This is a genomic window from Nonomuraea rosea (genome assembly GCF_039539705.1).
GTDB lineage: Bacteria > Actinomycetota > Actinomycetes > Streptosporangiales > Streptosporangiaceae > Nonomuraea > Nonomuraea rosea.
On record NZ_BAABDQ010000005.1, the window covers coordinates 44,685 to 68,192 of the forward strand.

Here is a 23,508-nt window from a genome sequence, read left to right on the forward strand (position 1 = left end):
TGGCGGTGCCGGGGTGCGGCGGCCGCCGGCCGCCGCTGCCGCGATCAACCGGCCAGACTGATCCCGAACTTGTCGAGCTGGGCCTTGTAGGTGGTGGAGTCGTTCTTCAGGGAGCTGAGGACCTCCTCGGGCGCGACCTCCATCGGGGTGAGGGAGTTGTCCTCGTTGAACTTCTTGTACTCAGGTGTGGCGAAGGTCTTCTTGGCCGCGTCGAGCAGCCGCGTCTTGACGTCGGCGGGCGTGCCCTTGGGGGCGGTCAGGAAGCGGTACTGCGTCACGAGGACGTCGAAGCCCTGCTCCTTGGCCGTCTTCACGTCCGGGAGGAAGGGTATGCGCTGCTCGGAGAAGACCGCGAGCGGGACGAGCTTGCCCGCCTTGATGTTCTCGATGGCCTCGCCGACCTGCATGGTCGAGACGTCGACCTGGTTGCCGAGCAGGGCGGTCAGGTTGGGGGCGCCGCCGTCGAAGGGCACGGCCGTCGCCTCGATCGCGGCCGACTTGAAGGTCAGCGCGGAGGCGAGCTGGGCGCCGGTGCCGACGCCGGTCGTGCCGTAGCGGATCGCCTTGCCGGCCTTCTTCATGTCCTCGATCGAGGTGAAGCCGGACTTGGGGTTGGTGGCCATGACGTAGTCGTCGCGCGAGACGCCCGTGATGACCTCGAACGAGTCGATCTTCGTGGCCTCGGCGGCGGACACCGTGAGCGGCGTGATGGTGAAGAGCGAGGCGTTCTGGACGGCGATCTTGTAGCCGTCGGCCTTCGCGGACTGGAGCTCCTTGGCGGCGAGCGCGCCGTTGGCGCCGGGCTTGTTGAGCACGGGCGTGGAGACGCCCAGCTCCTTGCTCATGCCCTGGGCCAGCGACCGGGTGATGAGGTCGCTGGAGCCGCCGGCGGAGGCGCCGACGCTGAACTCGATGTTCCCGGTCGGATATTTACCGTCGCCGCCACCAGAGGAGGTCGTCTTGACACCACCGCACGCGGTCAGCGCGAGCGCGGCGGTGGCGCCGAGGACACCCACGAGGATGCGGCGGGGGGTTGTCCGAGATGTCGGCATGGACTTCTCCTTCGTGCAGGCGGTGGACCGCGTCTCTGCTAAGGAGCGGCGGTCGGAGGCGCCTCGATGTTTCGGCTGGGTTACCGCTCCGTAGTCTCCGGAGACTAGGTAGCAGCTTCGATGCCTGTCCAGGCTCATTTCGGTATTAAGTGATACTCTTTGCGCATCATGCTAACACTCGATCAGATCAGGGCGTTCGTAGCGGTCGCCGAGGAGCTTCACTTCGGCCGCGCCGCTGATCGGCTGCGCATGACGCAACCCCCGCTCAGCCGCCACATCCAGAAGCTGGAGCGTGCGGTCGGCGTCACCCTCCTGGAACGTGACAATCGCCGGGTCGTGCTCACCGACGCGGGCCGCGGCTTCCTGGAGGACGCGCGGCGGATGCTCTCGCTCGTCGACACCGCGGGCGACCGGGCGCGCCGGATCTCCAACGGCGCCACGGGCACGGTACGGCTCGGCTTCACTGCGGTCTCGGCCATCAGCATGCTCGGCGCGCTGCTGCGCCGGCTGGCGGAGCAGCTGCCGGAGATCGACGTCATCCTCCACGAGCGGGTGACCGCCGGGCAGGTGGACGGCATCCTGCGCGGCGAGCTCGACCTGGGGCTCGCGCGCCCGCCCTTCGACATCGCCACGCTCGACTCCCGGGTCGTCTTCCGCGAGCCGCTGTGCGCCGTGGTCCCCCTCGGCCATCCGCTCGCCGCACTCGGCCGGCCGCTCGTGCCGGACGACTTCGACGGCCTGCCGGTGATCAGCTACAGCCCGGTCCAGTCGCGCTACTTCCACGAGCTCACCGTCCGGTTCCTGACCAACGCCCATCCCCGGATCGAGCAGCAGGTGCACCAGATCCTCACCGCCGCGCTCCTCGTGGCGGCCGGGCGCGGCGTGGCGCTGGCGCCGGCCAGCGCGCGCTCGCTCGGCATCGAGGGCATCGCCTTCTGCGACCTCACGCGCGGCGGCGGCGACCCGCTGGACGAGGGCGACGGCGTCGCGGGAAAGCCGGTGGAGCTGCACGTCATCTGGGATCGCGGCTCGACCAATCCCGCGCTCTGGCGCGTGCTCGATCTGCTCCCCGAACGCATCGGCTGAGGGCTTGTCCTGCTTTGCGATGCTTTGTGGGTATCGTCGGATTCAGAATCGCACTTGGACAGGAATCACTCCGCCTTCTTAGCCTGGCGGCGTCAGACCTTACCGGTGGCGCGGGGTGACACCACGCGCGCGTGTCAAGCAAAGGACGTCCGCCATGGCCAAGTACTCGCCGCAGGAGCTCGCCGCTCAGCTCAAGAGCGGCCTGTTGTCGTTCCCCGTCACCCATTTCGACCAGGACCTGGAGTTCGACGAGGCGCGCTATCGCGATCACCTGTCCTGGTTGAGCGGTTACCCCGTGGCCGGTCTGTTCGCCGCGGGAGGCACCGGTGAGGGCTTCTCGCTGACCGCCGCCGAGATCGACCGGGTGGTCCGCGTGGCGGTGGACGAGGTGGCCGGCCGGGTGCCGGTCGTGGCCCCGGCCACCGGCGGCACCGCGAGCGCCGTCGAGCAGGCCAAGGCGGCCGAGGCGGCGGGCGCGGACGGCCTGCTGCTCATGCCGCCCTACCTGACGGAAGCCGGCCAGGAGGGCCTGGTCGAGCACGTCAGCGCCGTCTGCGCGGCCACCGGGCTCGGCGTCATCGTCTACAGCCGGGCCAACGCCGTGCTCAACGACCGCTCCGTCCAGGCTCTGGCCGAGCGCAACGAGACCCTCGTCGGCTTCAAGGACGGCGTCGGCAACATCGAGAGCCTCACCCGCATCTACGCCGGGGTCGGCGACCGCCTGGCCTACATCGGCGGCCTGCCCACGGCCGAGACCTTCGCCCTGCCGCTGCTGCAGCTCGGCATGAGCACGTACTCCTCGGCGATCTTCAACTTCGTCCCGGAGTTCGCGCTCGGCTTCTACGCCGACGTCCTGGCGCAGGACCGCGAGGCCGTCTACCGCCGCATTCGCGAGTTCGTGGTGCCCTACCTGGACATCCGTGACCGCACCAAGGGGTACGCCGTCTCGATCGTCAAGGCGGGCCTCACGGCCGTCGGGCGCCCGGCAGGACCGGTGCGGCCGCCGCTGCAGAACCTCACGGACGGCGAGCTCGCCGAGCTGACCGCGCTCATCAGCAAGATCAACTAAGCCCGGAGGGCCGGCTCGTGTCTCCCACCATCCAGCGCGTCGAGGTCGTCCCGGTCGCCGGGCACGACAGCATGCTGCTCAACCTGAGCGGCGCGCACGGACCGTTCTTCACCCGCAACGTCGTCATCACCACCGACTCCGACGGGCGTACCGGCCTCGGCGAGGTGCCGGGCGGCGAGGCGATCCGCCGGACCGTCGAGGAGGCGGGAGCGCTGCTGGCCGGGAAGCCCGTGGCCCGCTACCGCAGCCTGCTGCGCGAGGTGGCGGCCCGCTTCGCCGACCGGGACGCGGGCGGGCGCGGCGCCCAGACGTTCGACCTGCGCACCACCGTGCACGCGGTCACCGGCATCGAGTCCACGCTGCTCGACCTGCACGGGCAGTACCTCGGCCTGCCGGTGGCCGAGCTGCTCGGCGACGGGCGGCAGCGTGACCGGGTGCCCATGCTGGGCTACCTCTTCTACGTCGGCGACCCGGGCAAGACCGACCTGCCCTACCGGGTCGACGACGAGGGCGCGGACCGCTGGTCCCGGCTGCGCCGCAGGCCCGCCCTGACGCCCGAGTCGGTGGTCGCGCTGGCCGAGGCGGCCAGGGAGCGCTACGGGTTCACCGACTTCAAGCTCAAGGGCGGCGTGCTGGCCGGCGAGGAGGAGGCGGCGGCGGTCAAGGCGCTGGCCGCCAGGTTCCCCGACGCGCGCATCACCCTCGACCCCAACGGCGGCTGGCTGCTCGCCGACGCCGTCCGCCTGGGCCGCGACCTGCGCGGCGTCCTGGCCTACGCCGAGGACCCGTGCGGCGCGGAAGGCCGCTTCTCCAGCCGGGAGACGATGGCCGAGTTCAAGAGGGCCACCGGCCTGCCCACCGCGACGAACATGATCGCCACGGACTGGCGGGAGATGGCCCACGCCGTACGGGCCGGCGCCGTGGACATCCCCCTCGCCGACCCGCACTTCTGGACCATGGCGGGCTCGGTCCGCGTCGCCCAGCTCTGCCACGACTTCGGGCTGACCTGGGGATCGCACTCCAACAACCACTTCGACATCTCGCTGGCCATGTTCACACACGTCGGGGCGGCGGCCCCGGGCGAGATCACGGCACTGGACACGCACTGGATCTGGCAGGACGGCCAGGCGCTCACGACCAGGCCGTTCCAGATCACCGACGGCGGGATCGACGTGCCCGACACGCCCGGGCTCGGCGTCGAGCTCGACCGGGACGCGCTGGCCGCGGCCCACGAGCTCTATCTCCGCCACGGCCTCGGCGCCCGCGACGACGCCGTGGCCATGCAGTACCTGGTGGAGGGCTGGACGTTCGACGCCAAGCGGCCCTGCCTCGTCCGCTGAGAGAGCGGTGCGGGACATCGCCTAGTGTGGGCGCATGGGCATGGTCGGGACGGTCGGGCTGGTGCTGCACCCCCAGCGCGACTCCAAGAAGGCGATCGACACCATCCTGCGCTGGGCGGCCGACAAGGGCGTGACCGTGCTGGGCCTGCCCGAGGAGGTAGGACGCATCGACTGCACCGCCGTGGCGGTCGACGCCGACAGCCTCGTCGAGCGGGCCGACCTGCTGGTCGGGCTCGGCGGCGACGGCACGATGCTGCGCACGATGCGGCTGCTCGCCGGGCGGCCGACGCCCATACTCGGGGTGAACCTCGGGCGGCTCGGCTTCCTGGCCGAGATCGACGTGGACGGGCTGGCCGACACGCTCTCGGCCATCGACGGCCACCGCTACACGACCGAGCCGCGCATGGCCATCCGCAGCACCGTGGCCGGGACGAACGTGACCGCGTTCAACGACATCGCGCTGGTGCGGATCCCCGGCGACGGGCTGGCGGCCGTGTCCGTCACCCCGTCGGGCAGCCCCTTCGTCCGCTACGCCGCCGACGCCGTCATCGTGGCCACCTCCACCGGCTCCACGGCCTACAGCTTCTCCGCTGGCGGGCCGATCGTGTCGCCGCGCGTGGAGGCGATCCTCGTCGTGCCCGCCGCCGCGCACTCCTCCTTCAACCGGGCCCTGGTGCTGCCCGCGGACGAGGAGGTGACGCTGCAGGTGCTGCCCACCAGCGGGCGGCTGGCGGTGGAGGTCGACGGGGCCGTGGTCGGGCACCTGTGCCCGGGCGACAGCGTCACGGTCGCCGCCTGGCCGGGGGCGGCCAACGTGGTGCGGCTCGGCACCACGTTCTACGAACGCGCCCGGCGCAAGCTGCGGGTGGACGGCAGCGCCGAGGTCGACTGACCGCCCCTCAGCCGCCCGTGCCGCGCCGGTGACGGGCGGAGCGGCCGTCGCCCGAGGGCGCGGGACCGCCGGTCCGCCCGGCGAGGCCGCGCTGGTCCGGGTGCGGCGTGAAGAACCCGGTGGGCTCCTCCTCGCGGCCGAAGAAGCCGCCCTCGTGATCGTGGTGGCCGGCACCTTCGAAGGGGTCGCGCTCGTCACGGTGGCCCACAGAATCGTCAGGGGAGTCGGTGCTGCCGTGGGTGCGAGAGGCCGTCAGGGCTGCCAGGGCGGTGGTGATGGGGACGGCGGCGATGAGGCCGAGCGTGCCCACGATGCTGCGGACGATCTCCTGGGCGATGACCGGCGTGGTCAGCACGTCCCCCAGCGGCTGCTCCCCGATGCTGAACAGCAGGAGCAGCGGCAGCGACGCCCCCGCGTACGCCAGGATGATCGTGTTGATCACCGAGGCGATGTGCGCGCGCCCGATGCGCCCGGCCGCCCGGTAGAGGCGGGCGAAGCCGTAGGAGGGGTTGGCGTGGGCGAGCTCGGCCACCGTCACCGCCTGCGTGACCGTGACGTCGTCGAGCACCCCGAGCGCGCCGATGATGATGCTGGCCAGTAGCAGCCCCTGCGTGTCGATCGACAGGCTCATGCCCAGCGTCATCGCGCTGTCGTCGGTGATCCCGTTGAGCCTGGCGAACCCCAGCGCGCCGTACGACAGCAGCCCCGTGAGCGTCAGGCTGGCCAGGGTGCCGAGCACGGCCATGGACGTGGGCACAGAGAAGCCGTGCGTGAGATAGAGGACCGCCAGCATGATCGCCGCCGCCCCGACGATCGCCACCAGCATGGGCGACCTGCCCTCCAGGATGCCCGGGATGACGAACGTCAGCAGCAGCACGAACGTCACCGCCAGCCCGACGAGGGCCGTCACCCCCTTCCACCGGCCGAACGCGATCACCGCCAGCGCGAACGCCGCCCCGAACAGCCACAGCGACGTCGCCCGGTCATGGTCCGAGATCTGGTAGGCCCCGTCCGTGTCGCGCAGCAGGATGACCGCGTCGTCCGCGGCGAATCGCTGGGCCCCGGGGCCGCTCGGCAGGCGAAGCGTGACATCCTTGCCCACGTCGGGACCGTCCTCGACCCTGACGGTGGCGTTTCCGCAGGTCGCCGGGTCGGGCCGGGGCGCGCCCTCCGTGACGGCCGGGCACGGCTTGAGCGTCACGCCGGTGAGGGTGCCGCTGTGCCGTTCGACGCCGGGAGACCCCTGCGCGGCGGCCGGCCGCCCGTCGGGCCACAGCCACAGCAGGGCGGCCAGCGTGATGATCGCCAGCGGCACCAGCACGGCCAGGCTGGCCAGCACGGTGCGCCGCGAGCTGGGGACGGCGGTGGTGCCGTGCGCGTGGTTGGCGCCCATCGGGTGAAGCTCCTCCTCGGCTGACGAACAAGGACAGTACTGCACCTCGCGCCGCGGGGTAGTCCAACGCCATGACGTGGCAGGTGGGCACCTCCGGATGGCAGTACAAGGACTGGCGCGGGGTCCTCTATCCGGAGGGCGTGCCGCAGCGGCTCTGGCTGGAGACGTACGCGGATACGTTCTGCACCGTCGAGAGCAACAACGCCTTCTACCGGCTGCCGTCGCCCGAGACGTTCGCCGCCTGGCGCGAGCGCACGCCGGACGGGTTCGTGATGGCCGTCAAGGCCAGCAGGTTCCTCACCCACATCAAGCGGCTGGCCGACCCGGAGGAGCCGGTGGAGCGGCTGATGAGCGCCGCGTCCGCGCTGAAGGAGAAGCTGGGGCCGATCCTGCTGCAGCTCCCGCCCACCCTCCAGGCCGACCCCGGCCGGCTCGACCGGTGCCTGGGCTGCTTCCCCGACGGCGTGCGGGTGGCCGTGGAGCCGCGCCACCCCTCGTGGTGGACCGGCGAGGTGCGCGAGATCCTCGGCGCGCACGCGGCCGCCCTGTGCTGGGCGGATCGGAAGGGCAGGCCGCAGAGCCCGTTCTGGCGTACGGCGGACTGGGGTTACGTGCGCCTGCACGAGGGAAGAGCGGGCTTCGCGTACGGCGAGACCGCGCTGAAGACCTGGGCCCGGCGGGTCGGGGAGGCGGGCTGGCAGGACGCCTACGTGTACTTCAACAACGATCCAGGAGGAGCGGCCGTGCGAAACGCCATCCGATTTGCCAGACTCGCCTAGTGCATACGCGTCTTTATCGCAACGGCGTCCTCGAGAAGGAGGGCTTCCCCGTCGAGGAGGTCTCCGATCACGTCGGCGACCCTGACAACACGGTCTGGTTCGACCTGTGCGCGCCCTCGGCGGACGATCTCGCGGTGATCGGCGAGGAGCTCGGGCTGCACGAGCTGGCGGTGGAGGACGTGGTCACCGACCATCAGCGCCCGAAGGTGGACGTCTACGACAACCACCTGTTCATCACCGTGTACGGCGTCCATTTCGACGACGGGCGGATCGACCCCGTCGAGGTGAACGTCTTCGTCACCGGCAACGCCCTGGTCACCGTGCGCGCGAGCGACCACTTCGACATCGGCGAGGTGGTCAAGCGCTGGGACGCCGCCGCCAGCCTGGCCGGGCACGGCGTGACGTTCCTGCTGCACGGCCTGCTCGACTACGTGGTGGACACCCAGTTCGACCTGGTGCAGGACCTCGACGGGCAGGCGGAGGCGCTGGAGGAGGCGCTGTTCGAGGAGCAGGTGACGTACGGCAAGGAGCTGCAGCGCAGCATGTTCGTCCTGCGCAGGAACACCGCCACGCTGCGCAAGGTCACGATGCCGATGCGCGAGGTGGTCGGCACCCTGCTCCGCCGCGATCAGAAGCTCGTCGCCGACCCCGTGCTGGCCCCCTACTACGCGGACGTCTACGACCACGTGCTGCGGGTGACGGAATGGGTCGAGTCGATCCGCGAGACGCTCGCGAACGTCCGCGAGACCCGCCTCGCCCAGCAGGGCTTCCGGCTCAACGAGATCATGAAGCGGGTCACGAGCTGGGCGGCGATCATCGCCGTGCCCACCATGATCACCGGCTTCTACGGCCAGAACGTGCCCTATCCGGGATCAGGGGAGCCGTGGGGGTTCTGGACGTCCTCGGTCCTGATAGCGGTGACGTCGGTGTGGCTCTACTCGGTGTTCAAACGGAAAGACTGGCTGTAGGGGCGAGCCGGTCGAACGGCGGCGGGCACGGCTCGCCGCGGACCTCGGCCGTGAGCAGGACCGCGAGGCGCACCTGCGCGGCCCCGGTGGCGGGGTAGAGGGCCAGGCAGCGCTCGCCCGACAGCAGCGTCCTGCGGCCGATCGAGGTGGTCAGCAGCGACAGCTCGCCGTAGGAGGCGGGCGCGGCCAGGCGCAGCACCCACAGGCCGTCCCGCGTACGGGTGCGATCGCCCTCGACCGCGTAGTAGTCGAGCACGCCCTGGCTGGTGGAGACGATCGCCCGCATGGTGAACCGGCGGCCCTCCACCGTGAACACCTCGGCCGACGGCGCCTGGTAGACCGAATGGACGTATCCGATCGCGAAGGCGCCGCGCACCGGCAGGCCGTTCAGGGTCAGGCGCCCGGCGCCGCCGCCGGAGCCGAGCGCCAGCACCGCCGCGAGCGCCAGGAGCAGCCTGGTCAGCCCTTCTCCTTGTAGTAGCGGGCGGCGCCCGGGTGCAGCTCGACCGGCGCCACCTGCTGGCCCAGCTTGACGTCGAGCTTCTTCGCCTCCGGGTGCACGGCCGACAGCTCGGCCTTCTTCTCGAACAGGGTCTTGGTGATGTCGTACGCGAGCTGGTCGGTCATCTTGTCCGGCACCAGGAGCACGTTCGCGATGCCGACGGTCTTGATCGTGCCGGACAGCTTGTACGTGCTCAGGTCCACGTCGAGCGGGACGTACTGCTCGCCGTAGGTCGCGCGCATCTTCTCCAGCACGTCGCCGGTGTCGAGCAGCTTCATGTCGGGCTTGCTGGTGGCCAGGTCGGTGATGCCCGCCGTGGGCAGCCCGCCCACCCAGAAGAACGCGTCCACCGTGCCGTCCTTGGCGGCCTGCACGGACTCGTTGATCGACAGCTGCTGCTTGGTGATGTCGGCGTCGGGGTCCAGGCCGGCCGCCTGCAGCATGCGCCTGGCCACGACCTGGGTGCCGGAGTTGGCCGGGCCGAGCGAGACGCGCTTGCCCTTCAGGTCGGCGACCTTGGCGGCGGTCACGCCGGGGGCGACCACGACGTGCGCGTAGTTGTCGTAGATGCGGGCGATGGCCTTGATCGGCTGCTTGGCGGTGAAGGTGTCCTTGCCGTTGACCGCGTCGGCCGCGGTGTCGGCCTGGGAGAAGCCGATGTCGGCCTTGCCGGAGGCCAGCAGCTTGATGTTCTCGACCGAGGCCGACGTGACCGACGCGGTGGCCTGGGTGTTGGCGATGTTCGCGGAGAGCTGTTTGGCCAGGCCGCCGCCGTAGACGTAGTAGACGCCCGTCGTGCCACCCGTGGCGATCGACAGCCGGTTGCCCGCGCCGCCGCCCCCGCCCCCGCCGCCGCAGCCCGCGACCGCCACGGCGGCCACGGCGATCATCGCAAAGATCCGCTTCACGCTGGGTCCTCTCTCCTTCTTCTGACGAGGTGCACGGCAGCGGCCACGGCCAGCACGGCCAGGCCCGAGCCGATGGGGACGGGCTCCAGGAACAGCAGCAGCACCGCGGCCACCGCCGCCAGCACCCGCTCGGGCAGGCCGCTCAGCCCGCCCGTCGCCATGGCGAGCGCCGCCACGGCGAGCGCGGAGACGGCGGTCATCAGCAGCACGGTGCCGATCGGCCCCTGGCCGAGCAGCGCCTGGCCGTTCGGCGTCAGCACGAACGCGAACGGCACCAGGAACGCCGGCAGCGTGTAACGCCAGGTCATCATCATCGTCTTGTACGTGTTCCCGCCGGTGATCGCGGCCGCCGCCACCGCCGACAGGGCCGTGGGCGGGCTCACCTCCGACAGCACGGCGTAGTAGAAGACGAACATGTACGCCTCGGCCGGCGTGACCCCGAGCGTCGTGAGCGCCGGCCCGATGATCACGGCGGCGATGATGAAGCTCGCCGTCACCGGCACCGCCAGGCCCAGCAGCATGACCGCGACGGCCGCCATGAGCGTGGTGAGGATCAGGTTCCCGGCGGCGGCGTCGACGATGATCGCGCTCAGGTTGAGCCCGAGGCCCGTCTGCGTGATGACGCCGACGATGATGCCCGCCGCCGCGCACACCGCGGTCACCGGCAGCACCTCCAGGGTGCCCTTGGCCAGCGCCTGCCCGACGCGCTTGGGGCCCATGCGACGCTCCGGGTCCAGGAACGACAGCGCGAACGCGACCGCGGTGGCGATCACCACGGCCTGGAACGCCGACCTGTCCAGCGCCATCAGCACGATGATCAGGATCAGCGAGCTGAAGTGGTAGCCGAAGCGCAGCAGCAGCCGGCCCGCCTTGGGGGCGTCCACCTGCACGGCGTGGGTGCCGAAGCGGCGCGAGTCGATCTCGATGGCCAGGAAGATGCCGAGGTAGTACAGGATCGTGGGGATCGTCGCGTACAGGAGCACTTCGAGGTAGCCGACCCTGAGGTACTCGGCGATGATGAACGCCGCCGCGCCCAGTGTGGGCGGCGACAGGATGGCGCCGATGCCGCCGGCGGCCAGGATGCCGCCGGCCGGCTCCCGCGGATAGCCGGCCCGCCGCAGCACCGGCCAGGCGACGCTGCCCAGGCTGACCGTGGTGGCCACGCCGGAGCCCGAGACGGTGCCGAGCAGGAAGCCGGCCATGGTGACGGTACGGCCGGGGGCGGCGCGGGACTTGCGGAAGGCGGCGAAGCTCAGGTCGATGAAGAAGCGGCTCGCGCCCGAATAATCGAGGACGGCGCCGTAAATGGTGAAAAGGATGATGTAGCTGGCGGCGACCTGCATCGGCACGCCGAAGAAGCCCTCGGTGCCGGTGTAGAGCTGCGACACGATTTGCCCGAGGTCGAAGCCGCGATGCCCGATCGTCCAGTTAATAGGCAGATATGCCCCGAAATAGGCATAAAGCAGGAAAATTGCGCAGATGATGGTCAGTGCCCATCCGACGGTTCGCCGTACCGCCTCCAGCAGCAGCACCGTCAGCACCAGCCCGGCCGCGATGTCGAGATCCGTCAGCGCGGCCCCGGAGCCGCGGTCGCGAAAGCCGTCGATGTCGAGCAGCGGGTAGACCAGCACGGCCAGGGCGGCGGCGGCCAGCAGCCAGTCCGCGACGCCCGGCCACTCCACCCGCGGGCCCTCCTGCGGCGGGCTCGCCGGAGGCTCCTCGCGGCGGAGGAGCCGCCGGGCCAGCGACGCCATTCCCGAGCGGTAGCAGAGAAAGACCAGCGGCAACGCCACCGCCAGGAACGTCATCCGATGCTCCAGCGCCTCGATCGGCCGGAACACCACCACCAGCGAATAAACCGAGAGCAACCCGCCGGCGACCCACACGCAGAGCCGCAGGACCCCGCCGAGCTGCCGCGCCGGTCGTTCCTGCTCGTGGGCGGAAACCAGCTCGGCCTCGCGGTCGCTCAGTTCGGTCAAGACGTCCTCCCCGACACGGCGTTGCAGGGACTTTACGAGCCGTTTACCGGAATTGGGAAGAGTCCGTCACCCATATTTGCGGTCCAGCTCACAATTGCGGCAGACATTCGGCCGCCAGCCGCTCGACCGGCACCACGCCCGCCTGGGTGCCGTCGCGCAGCCGTACCGACGCCTCGCCGCCCGCCACCTCGCGTGGCCCCACCACGAGCTGGTACGGCACCAAGCGGTGCGCCCTGATCCTGGCCCCGAGGCTGCCCCGGCCGGCGGGCGCCAGCTCGGCCCGCAGCCCCGCGGTCACACAGCGGCGCAGCAGGTCTTCTGCCGCGGGCAGCTCGGCGTCCGACAGCGGCAGCACGACCGCCTGCACCGGCGCCATCCAGGCGGGGAACGCGCCGCCATGCACCTCGATGAGGTGCGCGACCAGGCGTTCGAGGCCGCCGACGACGCTGCGGTGCACCATGACAGGCCGGTCGCCGCCGACGTAACGCAGGTCGAAGCGCTCGGGCTGGTAGAGGTCCACCTGGACGGTCGACAGGGTCGCCTCGCGGCCCGCCGGGTCGGCGATCTGGATGTCGATCTTCGGCCCGTAGAAGGCGCCCTCGCCGCGCTCCTCGTCGTACGCCCTGCCGCGCTCCTTCAGCACCTCCCGCAGCACGGCCTCGGAGCGCGCCCACATCTCCGGGTCGTCCACGAACTTCGCGCCCTCGCCGCGCAGCGAGAGCCGGTAGCGCGCGGCCTCGATGCCGAGCTGGGCGTGCGCGGCCTCGATCAGGTCGAGCGCGGCCGACGCCTCCTCCGCGGTCCGCTCGGGCGGGCAGAACACGTGGCCGTCGTTCAGCTGGATGGCCCGCACCCTGGTGAGGCCGCCGAGCACGCCGGACAGCTCGGAGCGGTACATGCCGCCCAGCTCGGCGATGCGCAGCGGCAGGTCGCGATGGCTGCGCGGGCGCGAGCGGTAGATGAGCGCGTGGTGCGGGCACAGGCTGGGGCGCAGCACGAACTCCTCGCCGCCCACGTTCATGGGCGGGAACATGTCCTCCGCGTAGTGCGCCCAGTGGCCGGAGCGTTCGTACAGCTCCCGTTTGCCGAGCACGGGGGAGTTGACGTGCTGGTAGCCGTTGCGGCGTTCGAGCTCGTACACGTAGTCCTCGACGGCCTTGCGCACCGCCGCGCCCGCGGGCAGCCAGTAGGGGAGCCCGGCGCCGATCAGCGGGTCGGTGTCGAAGATGCCCAGCTCACGGCCGAGCCTGCGATGGTCGTTCATGATCGTCCTTTGCCTGGAAAGGGCGAACGACCAGGTCCCCGGGCGTTCGCCCGGGAAGCATGGATTCAGCGCGCCGGGACGGTGTCCGGCGTCGTCGTGACGTGAGCGCGCTGCATGCAACCGACGATAACACCCGGCCCCTTTTCCGCGCTTCCGCCTTTTGGACGGGGGGCGTTCGGACGGCTCAATGGGACGGCTCATCCGGGGACTCATCCGGGGGGCAGGACCGACCGCACCGCCTCCTCAGAGCGTCCGACCACCGCTGTCCCGTCGTCCGCGGTGATGATCGGCCGCTGGATCAGGATCGGGTGCTCGGCCAGCGCGGCGATCCAGCGGTCCCGGTGATCCGGTTCGCGGGGCCACCCGGACAGCCCCAGCTCGGCGGCCACGCTCTCGCCGGTGCGGGTGATGTCCCATGCTTCGAGGCCGAGCCGGTCCAGGATCGCGCGGATCTCCGCCTCCGACGGCGGATCGTCGAGGTAGCGGCGCACGGTGTAACCGGCGGCCTCGGCGTCGAGGATCGACAGCGCGGAGCGGCACTTGGAGCAGGCTGGGTTGATCCAGATTTCCATGCCCTCGATGATTCCGCACCGACCGCCGCCCCGCCGAGCCTCGGGTCCGGCGGGACTTGTCGCCTGCCTGGGAGGCCCTCACCGGCCCCGGCCCTACCCCAGCCCGGCGCCGCGCGTGTGAGCGGCGCCGGGCACCCGGGGGACCGGTGCCGGAAATTTCGTGTCTTGCCGCATTCGGTCAAGCTTTGGGCAAATTCGGGCAATGATATAAAGAACCGTGGCCGAGATCACCCTGGACGTCTGCCAGTTGCAGGCGTTCGCCGAGGTCGGCTACCAGGTGGCGGGCGGCAGTGGTGCGCACGGGGCGATGGCGGCGCTGCGCCGCGTGGTCCCGCTCGACGCCTACGAGTTCGTCGCCTTCGACCCCGCCACTGGGCGGCACCACAGCGTCGTCTCCGACGGGCATCGGCGCATCGACCGGGACGCCGCGGAGGAGTACGCCGGGCTGGAGGCGTACCGGACGGCCATGGCCACGAGGGCACCGGTGCGCATGCCCGAGCCCGGCACGGAGCGATATTTCCGCCGGCACCTCGCCCCCTACGGGTGGCGGGCCGGGCTGACGGCGCCGCTGTTCCTGAACGAGGGGCGCTACACGGGTCTGCTGCACCTGGCCGCCAAGGACGCCTTCCCGCGGCTGACCGGGGCGCTCGTCGCGGCGGTCAGCCCGATGCTGGCGCACGTCACCGACCTGACCAGGTGCGTGATCGACCCGGTGGGGCTGCCCACGGACTTCCGCGCGGTCGCGTTCGACCGGCGGGGGACGCGGCGCGAGGTTCCCGGGCACGAGACGTCGGCCGCGCTGTGGGACGATCCGGCGATGGCCGGGTTCGCGCGGGCGTTCATCGACTCGCGGGAGCTGAGCCGGCACGGGCGCTGGCTCGGCCGCGACGGCCGATGGCACGAGATGCGGCTGCTGCGGGCCGGGGTCGGGTTCCAGGGAGCGCTGCAGGGCGCCATCGCCGCCGAGCGGCCCTGCCCGCTGCCGTACGACCTCACGGGGCGGGAGCTCGACGTGCTCACCAGGGTGGCGGCCGGTGACTCCAACCCGCAGATCGCCGCGGCGCTCGTGCTGAGCGTCCGCACGGTCACCACCCACCTGGAGCACATCTTCGCCAAGCTGGGCTGCGACAGCCGCACCCGCCTCACCACCAAGGCCCTCGCCGAGGGCCTGTGCCGCCTGGACGCCTGACCCGCCGCCTTGATCCGGTCGCGTGCCTCAGGCATCTGGCCGACCTGGCTGAGGCGCCTGACCGAGGGCTCCGGTCCGGTCGGCCGATTCGGTCGTTAGGGCCGATCGTCCAGTTCGGTCATCTGGCTCGGTCATCTGGCCCAGTCGTCTGAGCCGATCGGCTGGCTCGGGTCGGCCGATTCGGACGCTCGGTTCCGGCGATCGGCTTGGCCGACTTCCGCCAGAGCGCCCCTGGGCCTGGGGCGCAGAGCCCTGGCCTCGCTGGTCAGACGGCCAGTCCGGCGGGGACGCGCGCCTGCAGCAGCTCGAACCAGACCGTCGTCGTGCCGGCCTCGCGGGTGAAGCCCCAGCGGTGGCTGAGCGCCTCGATCAGCGGCAGGCCGCGCCCACTGGTGGACTGCGTGCTCGTACGGCACACGCACGGCGGCCCGTCGGCCCCGCCGTCCGACACGAACACCCGGACCATCGTCTCAGAACGGGACACGGTCACCGTGAACGAGCCCCCGGCGCCGGACCTGGTGTGCAGGATCGCGTTCGTGGCCAGCTCGCTGGTGAGCAGGACCACGTCGTCGTACAGCGGATGGTCGCGGCCCAGCGCGGCCGTCACGAGTCCTCTGGCCCTGGACACCTGGGACGGGACGCCCGGCAGCCGGACCACGAGATTGCCCGGCTCGGGCTCGTCGCCTCCCTCACGCCCCTCGCGTCCTTCGGACCCATCGACCCTTTCGACGCGGTGAAAGTCCGGCGCCACGGCGACCTCCCCCAAATCCGGTGACGTAATGAGACGCTCGAGGAGGGGGGCAGAGATTATCGCGAAAAGGTAGGAATGGCCTTTCCCAAGGTCGCTTGCACGACCCAGGACGCCGACCGAGTACGCTGCGATCGACGAGTCGTCTAGGCCCGTGGGGGAGCGAAGCGTGCACAGCAGCCTACTCGCCCGGCCGTTGGGGGAGGTCGCGTGAGCAGCCTGGAGGCCGTCTGGGTGCAGCCGTACGAGAGGCCGGGGGCGGCGGTGGTGACCGGCGTCTTCGACATTCTGCATGTGGGCCACGTCCGCTATCTGGGCGAGGTGGCCGAGCGCGGCTTGCCGCTCGTCGTGGGGGTCGAGGACGATCCGCGCGTACGGGCGTGGAAGGGGCCGACGCGGCCGTTCAACCCGTCCGCGGAGCGCGCCGAGGTGCTGGCCGCGCTCCGCTTCGTCGCAGGCGTGTTCATCGTGACCGGGCCGCCCGAGGCGCACGGGCCCGAGGAGTACATCGACCTGCTCGCACCGATGCGGCCGGGGGCGCTCGCGCACACGGCCGGCGACCCGCACGCGGGCGGCCGCGCCGCCGCGGCGGCGATCCTGGGGGCGGAGTGCTGGGAGCTGGCGGCCATCCCGGACCGCTCGACCACGCGCATCGTGAACGCAGCAGGAAAGGGCTGACCCCGCCCCTCTTCGCGTCCGCCTCTCCTCGCGTCCGCCTCTCCTCGCGTCCGCCTCTCCTCGCGTCCGCCTCTTTTCGGGTCGGGCTCTCCTCAAGTGCGTCCCCTCTCAACGCGCCGACACCCTCCGGGCGGGTGCGTGGGCGGATTGGGGGGCTGGTTTGCGGGACGCGCGGGTGGTGCGGGGTGAGGGCGGGATGGCTGCCATGATCGCGTAATCTTTCGTGACATGACGGCCGACCTCGTAGCGAAACGGGTGACGAATCTGCTGGCACCCCAAGTGCTGGTGATCGCGATGCCGCCCGCCGTCGGCCTGCTGGCCCAGGGGTGGAGCGGGGCGGCCTGGGGGCTGGTGGCCTCGGCGTTCTGCGGCGGGGTGCCGGCGGCGGTGATCGCGCTGGGCGTGCGCTCGGGCCGCCTCGACTCGCATCACATCGTGGACCGCGCCCGCCGCACCGGCCCGCTGCTCGCCGCGGTCGCGGCCGTTCTGGTGGCGCTGGCGCTGCTGGTCGTGATGGGCGCGCCGACGCTGCTGGTCGCCACCGTGACCGCGATGCTGGTCGCCCTGGCGGTGACCGTGCCGATCACGCTGCGCTGGAAGATCTCCTTCCACGCCGCCGTCTCCGCCGGCACCGTCGTGGTGCTCGCCCACGTCCTGCCCGCCTGGCCCGCCGCTCTCGCCGGTGCCGCCGTCGTGGGGCTGGTGTGCTGGGCCAGGGTACGCCTCACGCACCACACGTGGGCGCAGGTGCTCGCGGGTGCGGTGGTCGGCACCCTGACGACCTGGGCGACCCTTGCCGCCTTCGGCATCGGATAGACAGCGCCGCTCGTACTGCCGCCCCTGCACGACCCCATAGCCTCGACCCGTCCCGCCACCCGCTCCCGGCCCGTTCAAGCGCGCGGCCTGGCCCGCCACCCGCTCCCGGGCCCGGTTCCGTAGTGAGACGGTGACCGTGCGTGGGGCGGCGGGGTTGCGCCGCCGCAGGGCGCGAGGGTGCGGGCCGGGGTGGAATAGGGGCGTCGTCGCGGAGGTTTTCGCGAGCATGGATGCCACGAACCGCGGCCGGGTACGCGTCGAGCGCACGGCCAAGCGTGTGAGGACCTACCTCGGCGGCCGGGTGGTGGCCGACACCACCTCCGCCCTGCTCGTGTGGGAGGTTCCCTACTACCCCGCCTACTACATCCCGCTGGAGGACGTGGACGAGTCCGCTCTCAAGGCGACGGGGGCCACGAAGCACTCCCCGAGCCGGGGCGACGCCGTCCTCTACACGGTCACGTCCGGCACCGGGGAGGCCGCCGACGCGGCGCTCGTCTACCCCGACTCGCCGCTGGAGCAGATCCGGGGTCACGTCCGGTTCGAGTGGGACGCGATGGACGCCTGGTTCGAGGAGGACGAGCAGGTCTACTTCCACCCGCGCGACCCGTACACCCGGGTGGACATCCTGCCCAGCTCGCGGCACGTCCGGGTCGAGGTGGACGGCGTCACCGTGGCCGACTCCCGGAGCCCGCGGATCCTCTTCGAGACCAATCTGCCCGCCCGCTACTACCTGCCGAAGACGGACGTACGGCTCGACCTGCTCGAACACACCGGCACCGTGACCCACTGCCCCTACAAGGGCACCGCGGAGTACTGGAAGGTCAACGGCAAGGAGGACCTGGCCTGGTCCTACCCGACCCCGCTGCCGGAGAGCGAGCGGGTCGCCGGGCTGGTGGCGTTCTACAACGAGAAGCTCGACATCTACCTCGACGGCGAGCTGCTGGAGCGTCCGAAGACCAAGTTCTCTTGAGTTGACAAGCGGCGCCCGTATCTAACACCCTTTCACTAATCGATTAGTGAAAGGGTGTTTTGGTGATCGAGTTCCACCTCGACCGCGGCTCGGGCGTGTCCACGTACCTGCAGCTCGTGCACCAGGTCAAACAGGCGCTCAGGCTCGGCACGCTGCGGCCCGGTGACAAGCTCCCCACCGCCCGCGAGGTCGTCGAAAGCCTGGCCATCAACCCCAACACCGTGCTCAAGGCGTACCGCGAGCTGGAACGGGAGGGGCTGGTGGCGGCGCGGCCGGGGATGGGGACGTTCGTGCGGCAGGCCATCGGCGGCGCGACGCTGGCCGACCACACCCGCCTGCGGAGCGGGCTGGAGCAGTGGGTGAGCGAGGCCGTCGCGGCGGGGCTCGACCAGGAGGATCTGCGGGCGCTGTTCACCGCGGTCCTCGCGGACTCGGCCAAGGAGGGCGTGGCGTGAGGCCCGCACTGGAGGCGGCCGGGCTCGGCGTGCGCTACCGCCGCTCCTGGGCGTTGCGGGGCTGCTCGCTGTCCGTCCCCGCCGGGCGGGTCGCCGCGCTCGTCGGGCCCAACGGGGCGGGCAAGACCACGCTCATGCACGCCGCCGTCGGCCTGCTGCGCCCCGCGCTCGGCAGTGTGCGGGTGCAGGGCGAGGTGGCGTTCGTGGCGCAGGACAAGCCGCTGTACGAGAGCTTCACGGTCGCCGAGACCCTCGTGTTCGGCCGCCGGATGAACAACCGGTGGGACGACCAGGCCGCGCTCGACCGGCTGAGCGCGCTCGGCATCCCGCTCGACCGCAAGGTGGGCAGGCTGTCGGGCGGGCAGCAGGCGCAGGTGGCGCTCACCCTGGCGCTGGCCAGGCAGCCCGACCTGCTCGTGCTCGACGAGCCGCTGGCCAACCTGGACCCGCTGGCCAGGCACGACGTGATGCGCACGATCATGGCGGAGGTGGCCGCGCGGGAGCTGACCGTGCTGCTGTCCTCGCACGTCGTCTCCGACCTGGAGGAGACCTGCGACTGGCTCGTCGTGCTGAACGGCGGGCGGCTCCAGGTCAGCGGCGACATCGAGGACCTGCTCGAAGGGCACCTGGTGCTGGCCGGGCCGGCCGAGCTGGCCGACGGGCCGGCGGGCGGGGGGTCGAGCGGGGCGGCGGTCGTGAGCGCGAGCCGTACGGGGAGGCAGGCCGTCCTGGTCGTCAGGGGCACGCCCGTCCTGGACCCGCGCTGGCAGGCGCGGCGGCCCGGCCTGGACGAGCTGGTGATGGCCTACCTGCGCAGCCCCGAGTCGGCGGCGCTGCCCGCCCTGGCGGGGGTGGGCGCGTGATCTGGCTGACCTGGCGCCAGCACCGGGCGCAGATCCTCCTGACGGCCGCCTTCCTGGCGCTGCTCGGCGCGCTGCTGCTGGGCTCGGCGGTGGAGGCCGGCCTGTACGTCGCCGGCCACGCCCCGCCCGGCTGCCCGGGACCCGCCCTGGCCTGCGGGGACCTCGCGGCGGCGCTGGGGGAGCGCTACGACGCCGTCTATTCGATCTTCGGCTGGATGCCGCTGGTGCTGCCCGCGCTGATCGGCGCGTTCTGGGGAGCGCCGCTGATCGGCCGCGAGTACGAACGCGGCACCCACCGCCTGGCCTGGACCCAGGCCGTGCCCGTCGGGCGCTGGCTGGCGGTCAAGCTCTCGGTGCTGGGCGGCGCGGTCGTGGCCGGCGGGCTGCTGCTGTCGCTGATGGTCGGTCTGTGGCGGCCGGTGTTCAGGGAGGGGATCGACTCCTCGTTCGGGAACCCCGGCGTGTTCAACATGGTCGGCGTGGCGCCGGCCGCGTGGTGGCTGTTCGCGTTCGCGCTCGGGACGGCGGCGGGGACGCTGTTCCGGCGTACGCTGCCCGCGATGGCCGTGGTCGTGGCGGGGGTGGCGGCGGCGATGTTCGTGCTGTTCGCGGCCAGCGACCACTATGCCGAGCCGGCTCGGGTGGAGTTGCGGGACTCCGTGGTGCTGGAGGGCGCCGACATCCGGCTGGTGAGCGCGACCTGGGTCGATCCCTCGGGCAAGGAGGTCGCGGACCCGGTGGGGAGCGGCTGCCCGCGGCGGGTGGACTCTGGACAGAGCAGCAGGAACGCGGAGGCGTGGCAGGCGTGCCTGTTCGGCAAGGGGTACCGGTACGCGGTGTACTACCACCCGCCGAGCCGGTTCTGGCGGTTCCAGTGGACGGAGGCGGGGATCCTGACGGTCGCCTCGGCGGCGCTGGGCGGCCTCGCCGTCCGCCGCACGATCAGGCGCGCCGGCTGACCGCGGCCCTCGCAAGGCGCCCCTCGAAACGCGCCCCTCGCGAGGCCGTTCCTCGCGAGGGGCGTGGTCTGGCCTCAGGAGGCGGGGGTCCAGTGGGGGTCGCGGCCGAGGTAGCGCAGGAGCGTGGCCACGTCGTCATCGTCCGCCGCCGGCTTCAGCACCGCCGCGTAGGCGCCCCACCCGCGCAGCGGCTCGACGATCTCCTTGGCCACCTGGAGCAGGGGCCGGGCCAGCTCGGGCGTGAGCGGCGAAGGCCGGCCCGTCGCGACGGCGATGTCCCACGCGTGCACGCCCGCGTCGAGCGCGCAGGCCGTCGAGCCCGCCCACGGGGACATCTTGTTCGGCGGGACCGGGGTCGGCACCTCGGCGGCGTCCCGGTCGACGCCCGCCCACGCCTTGGCCGAGCGCGCGATCGCGTCCTCGGCGAACGCCGCGGGGTCCGCCACCCGCTCGCCCGACGGGTCGAACGGGTTGAACGAGGGCCCCGGCTCGCCGGTGAGCGCGGAGGCGAAGCCGATCTGGTCGCCGGCCGCGTGCTGGAGCACCTGGGTGACGGTCCAGCCCTCGCATGGCGTCGGCAGGTCCCAGCCGCCGGCCGGCACTCCGGCGACCGCCTGGCGCAGGGCCTCGTGCGCGGCGTCCAGGACATTCCAGCCGCTGACAGTGGAGTTGCTCATCGGTGAGCCCCCTTTCGTGGTGTCTCCACTCTATCAGAACGGAATGATTTGTTCCACAAGTTTCAGGCGCGAGCTGCCTCGGCCACGAGCCCCTCGATCAGCACGCCCAGCGCGTGCTCGAAGTCGGCCGCCGGGTCAACTCCTGCCCGCGTCCCCCGGAGCAGCCTGCTGAAGTGCGGGAGCACCGCCGGGTCGATCTCGCGGATGTACGCGCCGACCTGGTGCCCGCCCGCGTGGACGCCGGGATCGCCGGCGAACCCGCCGGTGGACAGCATCAGCGACCCGAACAGCAGCCCGTTCACCGCGCCCAGCGCCCGCCACGCGCCCACGTCGTCGAGCCCCGCCGCGAACAGCGCGCCGACCAGGTCGTCGAGCGGCTGGAGCGCGCGTACGGAGGTCGGATTCGACTGGTCGGTGACCAGGATCATCGGCACCACCGGATGGCGGGCGAACACGCGGTACATGCTCAGCGTCACCTGGCGCACCTGCTCCGGCCACGCTAGCTCGGGATCGGGCCGCTCGACCTGGCTGAACACCCGCTCGGCGAGGCCGTCGAGGAGGTCGGCCTTGTTCGAGACGTGGTTGTAGAGCGACATCGCCTCGACGCCGAGCGACTTCGCCAGGCGCCGCATGGACAGACCGTCCAGCCCTTCCTCGTCGGCCAATTCCAGAGCCGCGTCCAGCACTTTGTCCCTGTTCAGCGGCTCGCGCCGTGCCATGCCCCGTGCTCCTCTCGTCCTTCCGTGTTGACAAAGCTTACGGTGTATGTGCTCTACTTACGACGTAAGCATACGCTGTAAGTAAGGAGATCGGAAGATGACCGACGTGATCATCGTCGGCGGCGGGCCCGTCGGGCTGCTGCTGGCGTGCGAGCTCAAGCTGGGCGGCGCGGAGCCGCTGGTCCTGGAGGCGGCCACGGGCGAGGAGCGCCGTACGCGGAGTCTGGGGCTGCGCTCGCTCAACGCCCGCAGCGTGCAGTCCCTGGCCCTGCGCGGGCTGGCGGCGCCGGTGGCCGAGGCGCAGTGGGCGATGCTCGGCGAGCTGCGCGGTGAGCGCCGCGAGCCGGCCGGGGCCGACGTCGTCGCCCTCATGGTCGAGGTGCTCGAGAAGGGCATGGTCAGAGGGCACTTCGCGGGGCTGCCGCTGCTGGACGAGAGCGGGAGCGCCGAATATCTGATGCTCAGGCAGGACCGCCTGGAGGCCATCCTCGCCGAGCGCGCCGCCGCGATGGGCGTGCGGATCCTGGCGGGCAGCGAGGTGACGGACGTCGTACAGGAGGAGTCCTGCGTCGTCGCCACGCTCGCGGACGGGCGGACCGTGCGGGGCTCCTACCTGGTCGGGTGCGACGGCGGGCGCAGCGTGGTGCGCAAGCGGTCGGGGTTCGCGTTCGAGGGGACGCCGCCGACCATGACGGGGCGGACCGCCGTGGCCGAGCTGGCCGACCCGGAGGCGCTGTCCTCGTCGCTGCGCTCTCCCGGCGGCCTGGTCAACCTGTCGCTGGTGCCGGGGGAGATCGCGACCATCGAGTTCGACGGCGGGCCGGACGAGCGGGACGCGCCGATGACGGCCGCCGAGCTGCAGGCCAGCATCCGCCGCGTGACCGGGCTCGACGTGGTCGTCGACCGGCTGGTGACCGGCATCCGCTACAGCGACAACACGCGGCACGCGGAGACGTACGTGAAGGGGCGGGTGCTGCTGGCGGGGGACGCGGCGCACGTGCACTCACCCATCGGCGGGCAGGGGCTGAACCTGGGGCTGCAGGACGCGGTCGGCCTCGGGTGGCGGCTGGCCCTGGTGGCGCGCGGGCTCGCGCCCGCCGGCCTGCTGGACGGCTACACCGCCGAGCGGCATCCGGTGGCGGCCAGGGTGCTGCGGAACACCAAGGCCCAGGTCGCGCTGATGCGGCCGGGGGCGCAGGTGGACGCGCTGCGGGAGGTGCTGTCGGAGGCGCTGAACCTGCCGGAGACGAGGGAGCACTTCGCGGGGATGGCCGACGGGACGGAGACGAACTACGCGCCCGGGTCGCCCGATCCGCGCGTCGGCCGGTTCGCGCCGGCGGTGGAGGTGCGGGTGCCGGGGGTTGAGGGGACGCGGACGCTCGCGACGTCACTGGAGGACGGGCGCGGGCTGGTGGTCGATCTGTCGGACGGGGCAGGATCGCCCGGCGATGGGCTGGAGGCCGTCGCGGCGGGGCATCGCGACCGCGTGCGGATCGCCCGCGCCGCCGTCCCCGCCGGCACGGGCGTCCTGCTGGTACGCCCTGACGGCTACGTCGCATGGACGGGCGAGCGCGACGGCCTGGGCGACGCGCTCACCACCTGGTTCGGCCCGCCCGCCGCCCAATGACGC

At 71.8% G+C, this 23,508-nt stretch carries 24 protein-coding genes; 14 read left to right on the plus strand and 10 right to left on the minus strand.

The window, feature by feature from the left end; translation table 11 throughout:
- Window positions 1-44 precede the first annotated feature (44 nt).
- Complete coding sequence (locus tag ABEA43_RS14015) at window positions 45-1,052, minus strand: tripartite tricarboxylate transporter substrate binding protein (RefSeq protein WP_345561832.1); 1,008 nt, start codon at window positions 1,050-1,052, stop codon at window positions 45-47.
- 168 nt (window positions 1,053-1,220) lie between these two features.
- Here ABEA43_RS14015 and ABEA43_RS14020 point away from each other — a divergent pair, with 168 nt between their 5' ends.
- The 4 genes from ABEA43_RS14020 (at window position 1,221) to ABEA43_RS14035 (ending at window position 5,439) form a co-directional block, all read left to right on the plus strand.
- Complete coding sequence (locus ABEA43_RS14020) at window positions 1,221-2,138, plus strand: LysR substrate-binding domain-containing protein (RefSeq protein WP_345561834.1); 918 nt, start codon at window positions 1,221-1,223, stop codon at window positions 2,136-2,138.
- Between the two features lie 154 nt (window positions 2,139-2,292).
- A complete protein-coding gene (gene kdgD, locus ABEA43_RS14025; RefSeq protein WP_345561836.1) occupies window positions 2,293-3,207 on the plus strand; it encodes a 5-dehydro-4-deoxyglucarate dehydratase in 915 nt (304 codons plus the stop codon).
- A 17-nt stretch (window positions 3,208-3,224) separates the two neighbouring features.
- Entirely contained in the window at window positions 3,225-4,547 is a 1,323-nt protein-coding gene (locus tag ABEA43_RS14030; protein WP_345561838.1) for an enolase C-terminal domain-like protein, read from the plus strand.
- Between the two features lie 34 nt (window positions 4,548-4,581).
- Window positions 4,582-5,439, plus strand: a complete 858-nt coding sequence (locus tag ABEA43_RS14035; RefSeq protein ID WP_345561839.1) for an NAD(+)/NADH kinase — start codon at window positions 4,582-4,584, stop codon at window positions 5,437-5,439.
- Window positions 5,440-5,446: 7 nt separating this feature from the next.
- On the opposite strand, the gene ABEA43_RS14040 is transcribed toward ABEA43_RS14035, so the two are convergent.
- Window positions 5,447-6,832: a YibE/F family protein gene (locus ABEA43_RS14040; RefSeq protein WP_345561841.1), complete on the minus strand. Its 1,386-nt coding sequence runs from the start codon at window positions 6,830-6,832 to the stop codon at window positions 5,447-5,449.
- Between the two features lie 71 nt (window positions 6,833-6,903).
- Here ABEA43_RS14040 and ABEA43_RS14045 point away from each other — a divergent pair, with 71 nt between their 5' ends.
- Window positions 6,904-7,611 (plus strand): DUF72 domain-containing protein, encoded by a 708-nt coding sequence (locus ABEA43_RS14045; RefSeq protein WP_345561843.1) that lies wholly within the window; start codon window positions 6,904-6,906, stop codon window positions 7,609-7,611.
- Entirely contained in the window at window positions 7,611-8,579 is a 969-nt protein-coding gene (locus tag ABEA43_RS14050) for a magnesium transporter CorA family protein (protein WP_345561845.1), read from the plus strand. The genes ABEA43_RS14045 and ABEA43_RS14050 overlap by 1 nt, the downstream gene beginning before the upstream one ends.
- Here the strand turns inward: ABEA43_RS14050 and ABEA43_RS14055 are convergent.
- The 5 genes from ABEA43_RS14055 to ABEA43_RS14075 all read right to left on the minus strand — a co-directional run bounded on the left by ABEA43_RS14055 (window position 8,557) and on the right by ABEA43_RS14075 (window position 13,804).
- On the minus strand, window positions 8,557-9,012 hold the full coding sequence (locus tag ABEA43_RS14055) for a DUF1850 domain-containing protein (protein WP_345561847.1): 456 nt from the start codon (window positions 9,010-9,012) through the stop codon (window positions 8,557-8,559). The genes ABEA43_RS14050 and ABEA43_RS14055 overlap by 23 nt on opposite strands.
- Before the next feature lie 26 nt (window positions 9,013-9,038).
- The gene (locus ABEA43_RS14060; protein ID WP_345561849.1) at window positions 9,039-9,989 is read right to left on the minus strand and encodes a TAXI family TRAP transporter solute-binding subunit; all 951 of its coding nucleotides are present in this window, start codon (window positions 9,987-9,989) and stop codon (window positions 9,039-9,041) included.
- Window positions 9,986-11,968: a TRAP transporter permease gene (locus tag ABEA43_RS14065; RefSeq protein WP_345561851.1), complete on the minus strand. Its 1,983-nt coding sequence runs from the start codon at window positions 11,966-11,968 to the stop codon at window positions 9,986-9,988. Before ABEA43_RS14065 ends, ABEA43_RS14060 begins: the two co-directional genes overlap by 4 nt.
- A gap of 88 nt (window positions 11,969-12,056) precedes the next feature.
- Window positions 12,057-13,445, minus strand: coding sequence for a threonine--tRNA ligase (thrS, locus tag ABEA43_RS14070; protein ID WP_345561853.1), 1,389 nt, complete (start codon window positions 13,443-13,445; stop codon window positions 12,057-12,059).
- Window positions 13,442-13,804 (minus strand): arsenate reductase family protein, encoded by a 363-nt coding sequence (locus ABEA43_RS14075; RefSeq protein ID WP_345561855.1) that lies wholly within the window; start codon window positions 13,802-13,804, stop codon window positions 13,442-13,444. The genes thrS and ABEA43_RS14075 overlap by 4 nt, the downstream gene beginning before the upstream one ends.
- 217 nt (window positions 13,805-14,021) lie before the next feature.
- On the opposite strand from ABEA43_RS14075, the gene ABEA43_RS14080 reads away from it, so the two are divergent.
- A complete protein-coding gene (locus ABEA43_RS14080) occupies window positions 14,022-14,993 on the plus strand; it encodes a helix-turn-helix transcriptional regulator (RefSeq protein WP_345561856.1) in 972 nt (323 codons plus the stop codon).
- A 265-nt stretch (window positions 14,994-15,258) separates the two neighbouring features.
- On the opposite strand, the gene ABEA43_RS14085 is transcribed toward ABEA43_RS14080, so the two are convergent.
- Window positions 15,259-15,744 carry an ATP-binding protein gene (locus ABEA43_RS14085; protein ID WP_345561858.1) on the minus strand — a complete coding sequence of 162 codons (486 nt, stop codon included), beginning with the start codon at window positions 15,742-15,744 and terminating at the stop codon, window positions 15,259-15,261.
- 207 nt (window positions 15,745-15,951) lie between these two features.
- Here ABEA43_RS14085 and ABEA43_RS14090 point away from each other — a divergent pair, with 207 nt between their 5' ends.
- From ABEA43_RS14090 to ABEA43_RS14115, 6 genes are all read left to right on the plus strand, one after another.
- On the plus strand, window positions 15,952-16,419 hold the full coding sequence (locus tag ABEA43_RS14090; protein WP_345561860.1) for an adenylyltransferase/cytidyltransferase family protein: 468 nt from the start codon (window positions 15,952-15,954) through the stop codon (window positions 16,417-16,419).
- A 228-nt stretch (window positions 16,420-16,647) separates the two neighbouring features.
- A complete protein-coding gene (locus ABEA43_RS14095) occupies window positions 16,648-17,235 on the plus strand; it encodes a hypothetical protein (protein ID WP_345561861.1) in 588 nt (195 codons plus the stop codon).
- A gap of 226 nt (window positions 17,236-17,461) precedes the next feature.
- A complete protein-coding gene (locus tag ABEA43_RS14100; protein WP_345561863.1) occupies window positions 17,462-18,205 on the plus strand; it encodes a DUF427 domain-containing protein in 744 nt (247 codons plus the stop codon).
- 62 nt (window positions 18,206-18,267) lie between these two features.
- Window positions 18,268-18,660 (plus strand): GntR family transcriptional regulator, encoded by a 393-nt coding sequence (locus tag ABEA43_RS14105; protein WP_345561864.1) that lies wholly within the window; start codon window positions 18,268-18,270, stop codon window positions 18,658-18,660.
- Entirely contained in the window at window positions 18,657-19,523 is an 867-nt protein-coding gene (locus ABEA43_RS14110; RefSeq protein WP_345561866.1) for an ABC transporter ATP-binding protein, read from the plus strand. The genes ABEA43_RS14105 and ABEA43_RS14110 overlap by 4 nt, the downstream gene beginning before the upstream one ends.
- Window positions 19,520-20,482, plus strand: a complete 963-nt coding sequence (locus ABEA43_RS14115; protein ID WP_345561868.1) for a hypothetical protein — start codon at window positions 19,520-19,522, stop codon at window positions 20,480-20,482. The genes ABEA43_RS14110 and ABEA43_RS14115 overlap by 4 nt, the downstream gene beginning before the upstream one ends.
- 74 nt (window positions 20,483-20,556) lie before the next feature.
- Here the strand turns inward: ABEA43_RS14115 and ABEA43_RS14120 are convergent, their stop codons facing one another.
- Window positions 20,557-21,159 (minus strand): TIGR03086 family metal-binding protein, encoded by a 603-nt coding sequence (locus ABEA43_RS14120; protein WP_345561870.1) that lies wholly within the window; start codon window positions 21,157-21,159, stop codon window positions 20,557-20,559.
- 62 nt (window positions 21,160-21,221) lie between these two features.
- Window positions 21,222-21,878 carry a TetR family transcriptional regulator gene (locus ABEA43_RS14125; RefSeq protein ID WP_345561872.1) on the minus strand — a complete coding sequence of 219 codons (657 nt, stop codon included), beginning with the start codon at window positions 21,876-21,878 and terminating at the stop codon, window positions 21,222-21,224.
- A gap of 97 nt (window positions 21,879-21,975) precedes the next feature.
- Between ABEA43_RS14125 and ABEA43_RS14130 the strand changes: the two genes are divergently transcribed.
- On the plus strand, window positions 21,976-23,505 hold the full coding sequence (locus ABEA43_RS14130; protein WP_345561874.1) for an FAD-dependent monooxygenase: 1,530 nt from the start codon (window positions 21,976-21,978) through the stop codon (window positions 23,503-23,505).
- The last annotated feature ends 3 nt before the right edge of the window (window positions 23,506-23,508 follow it).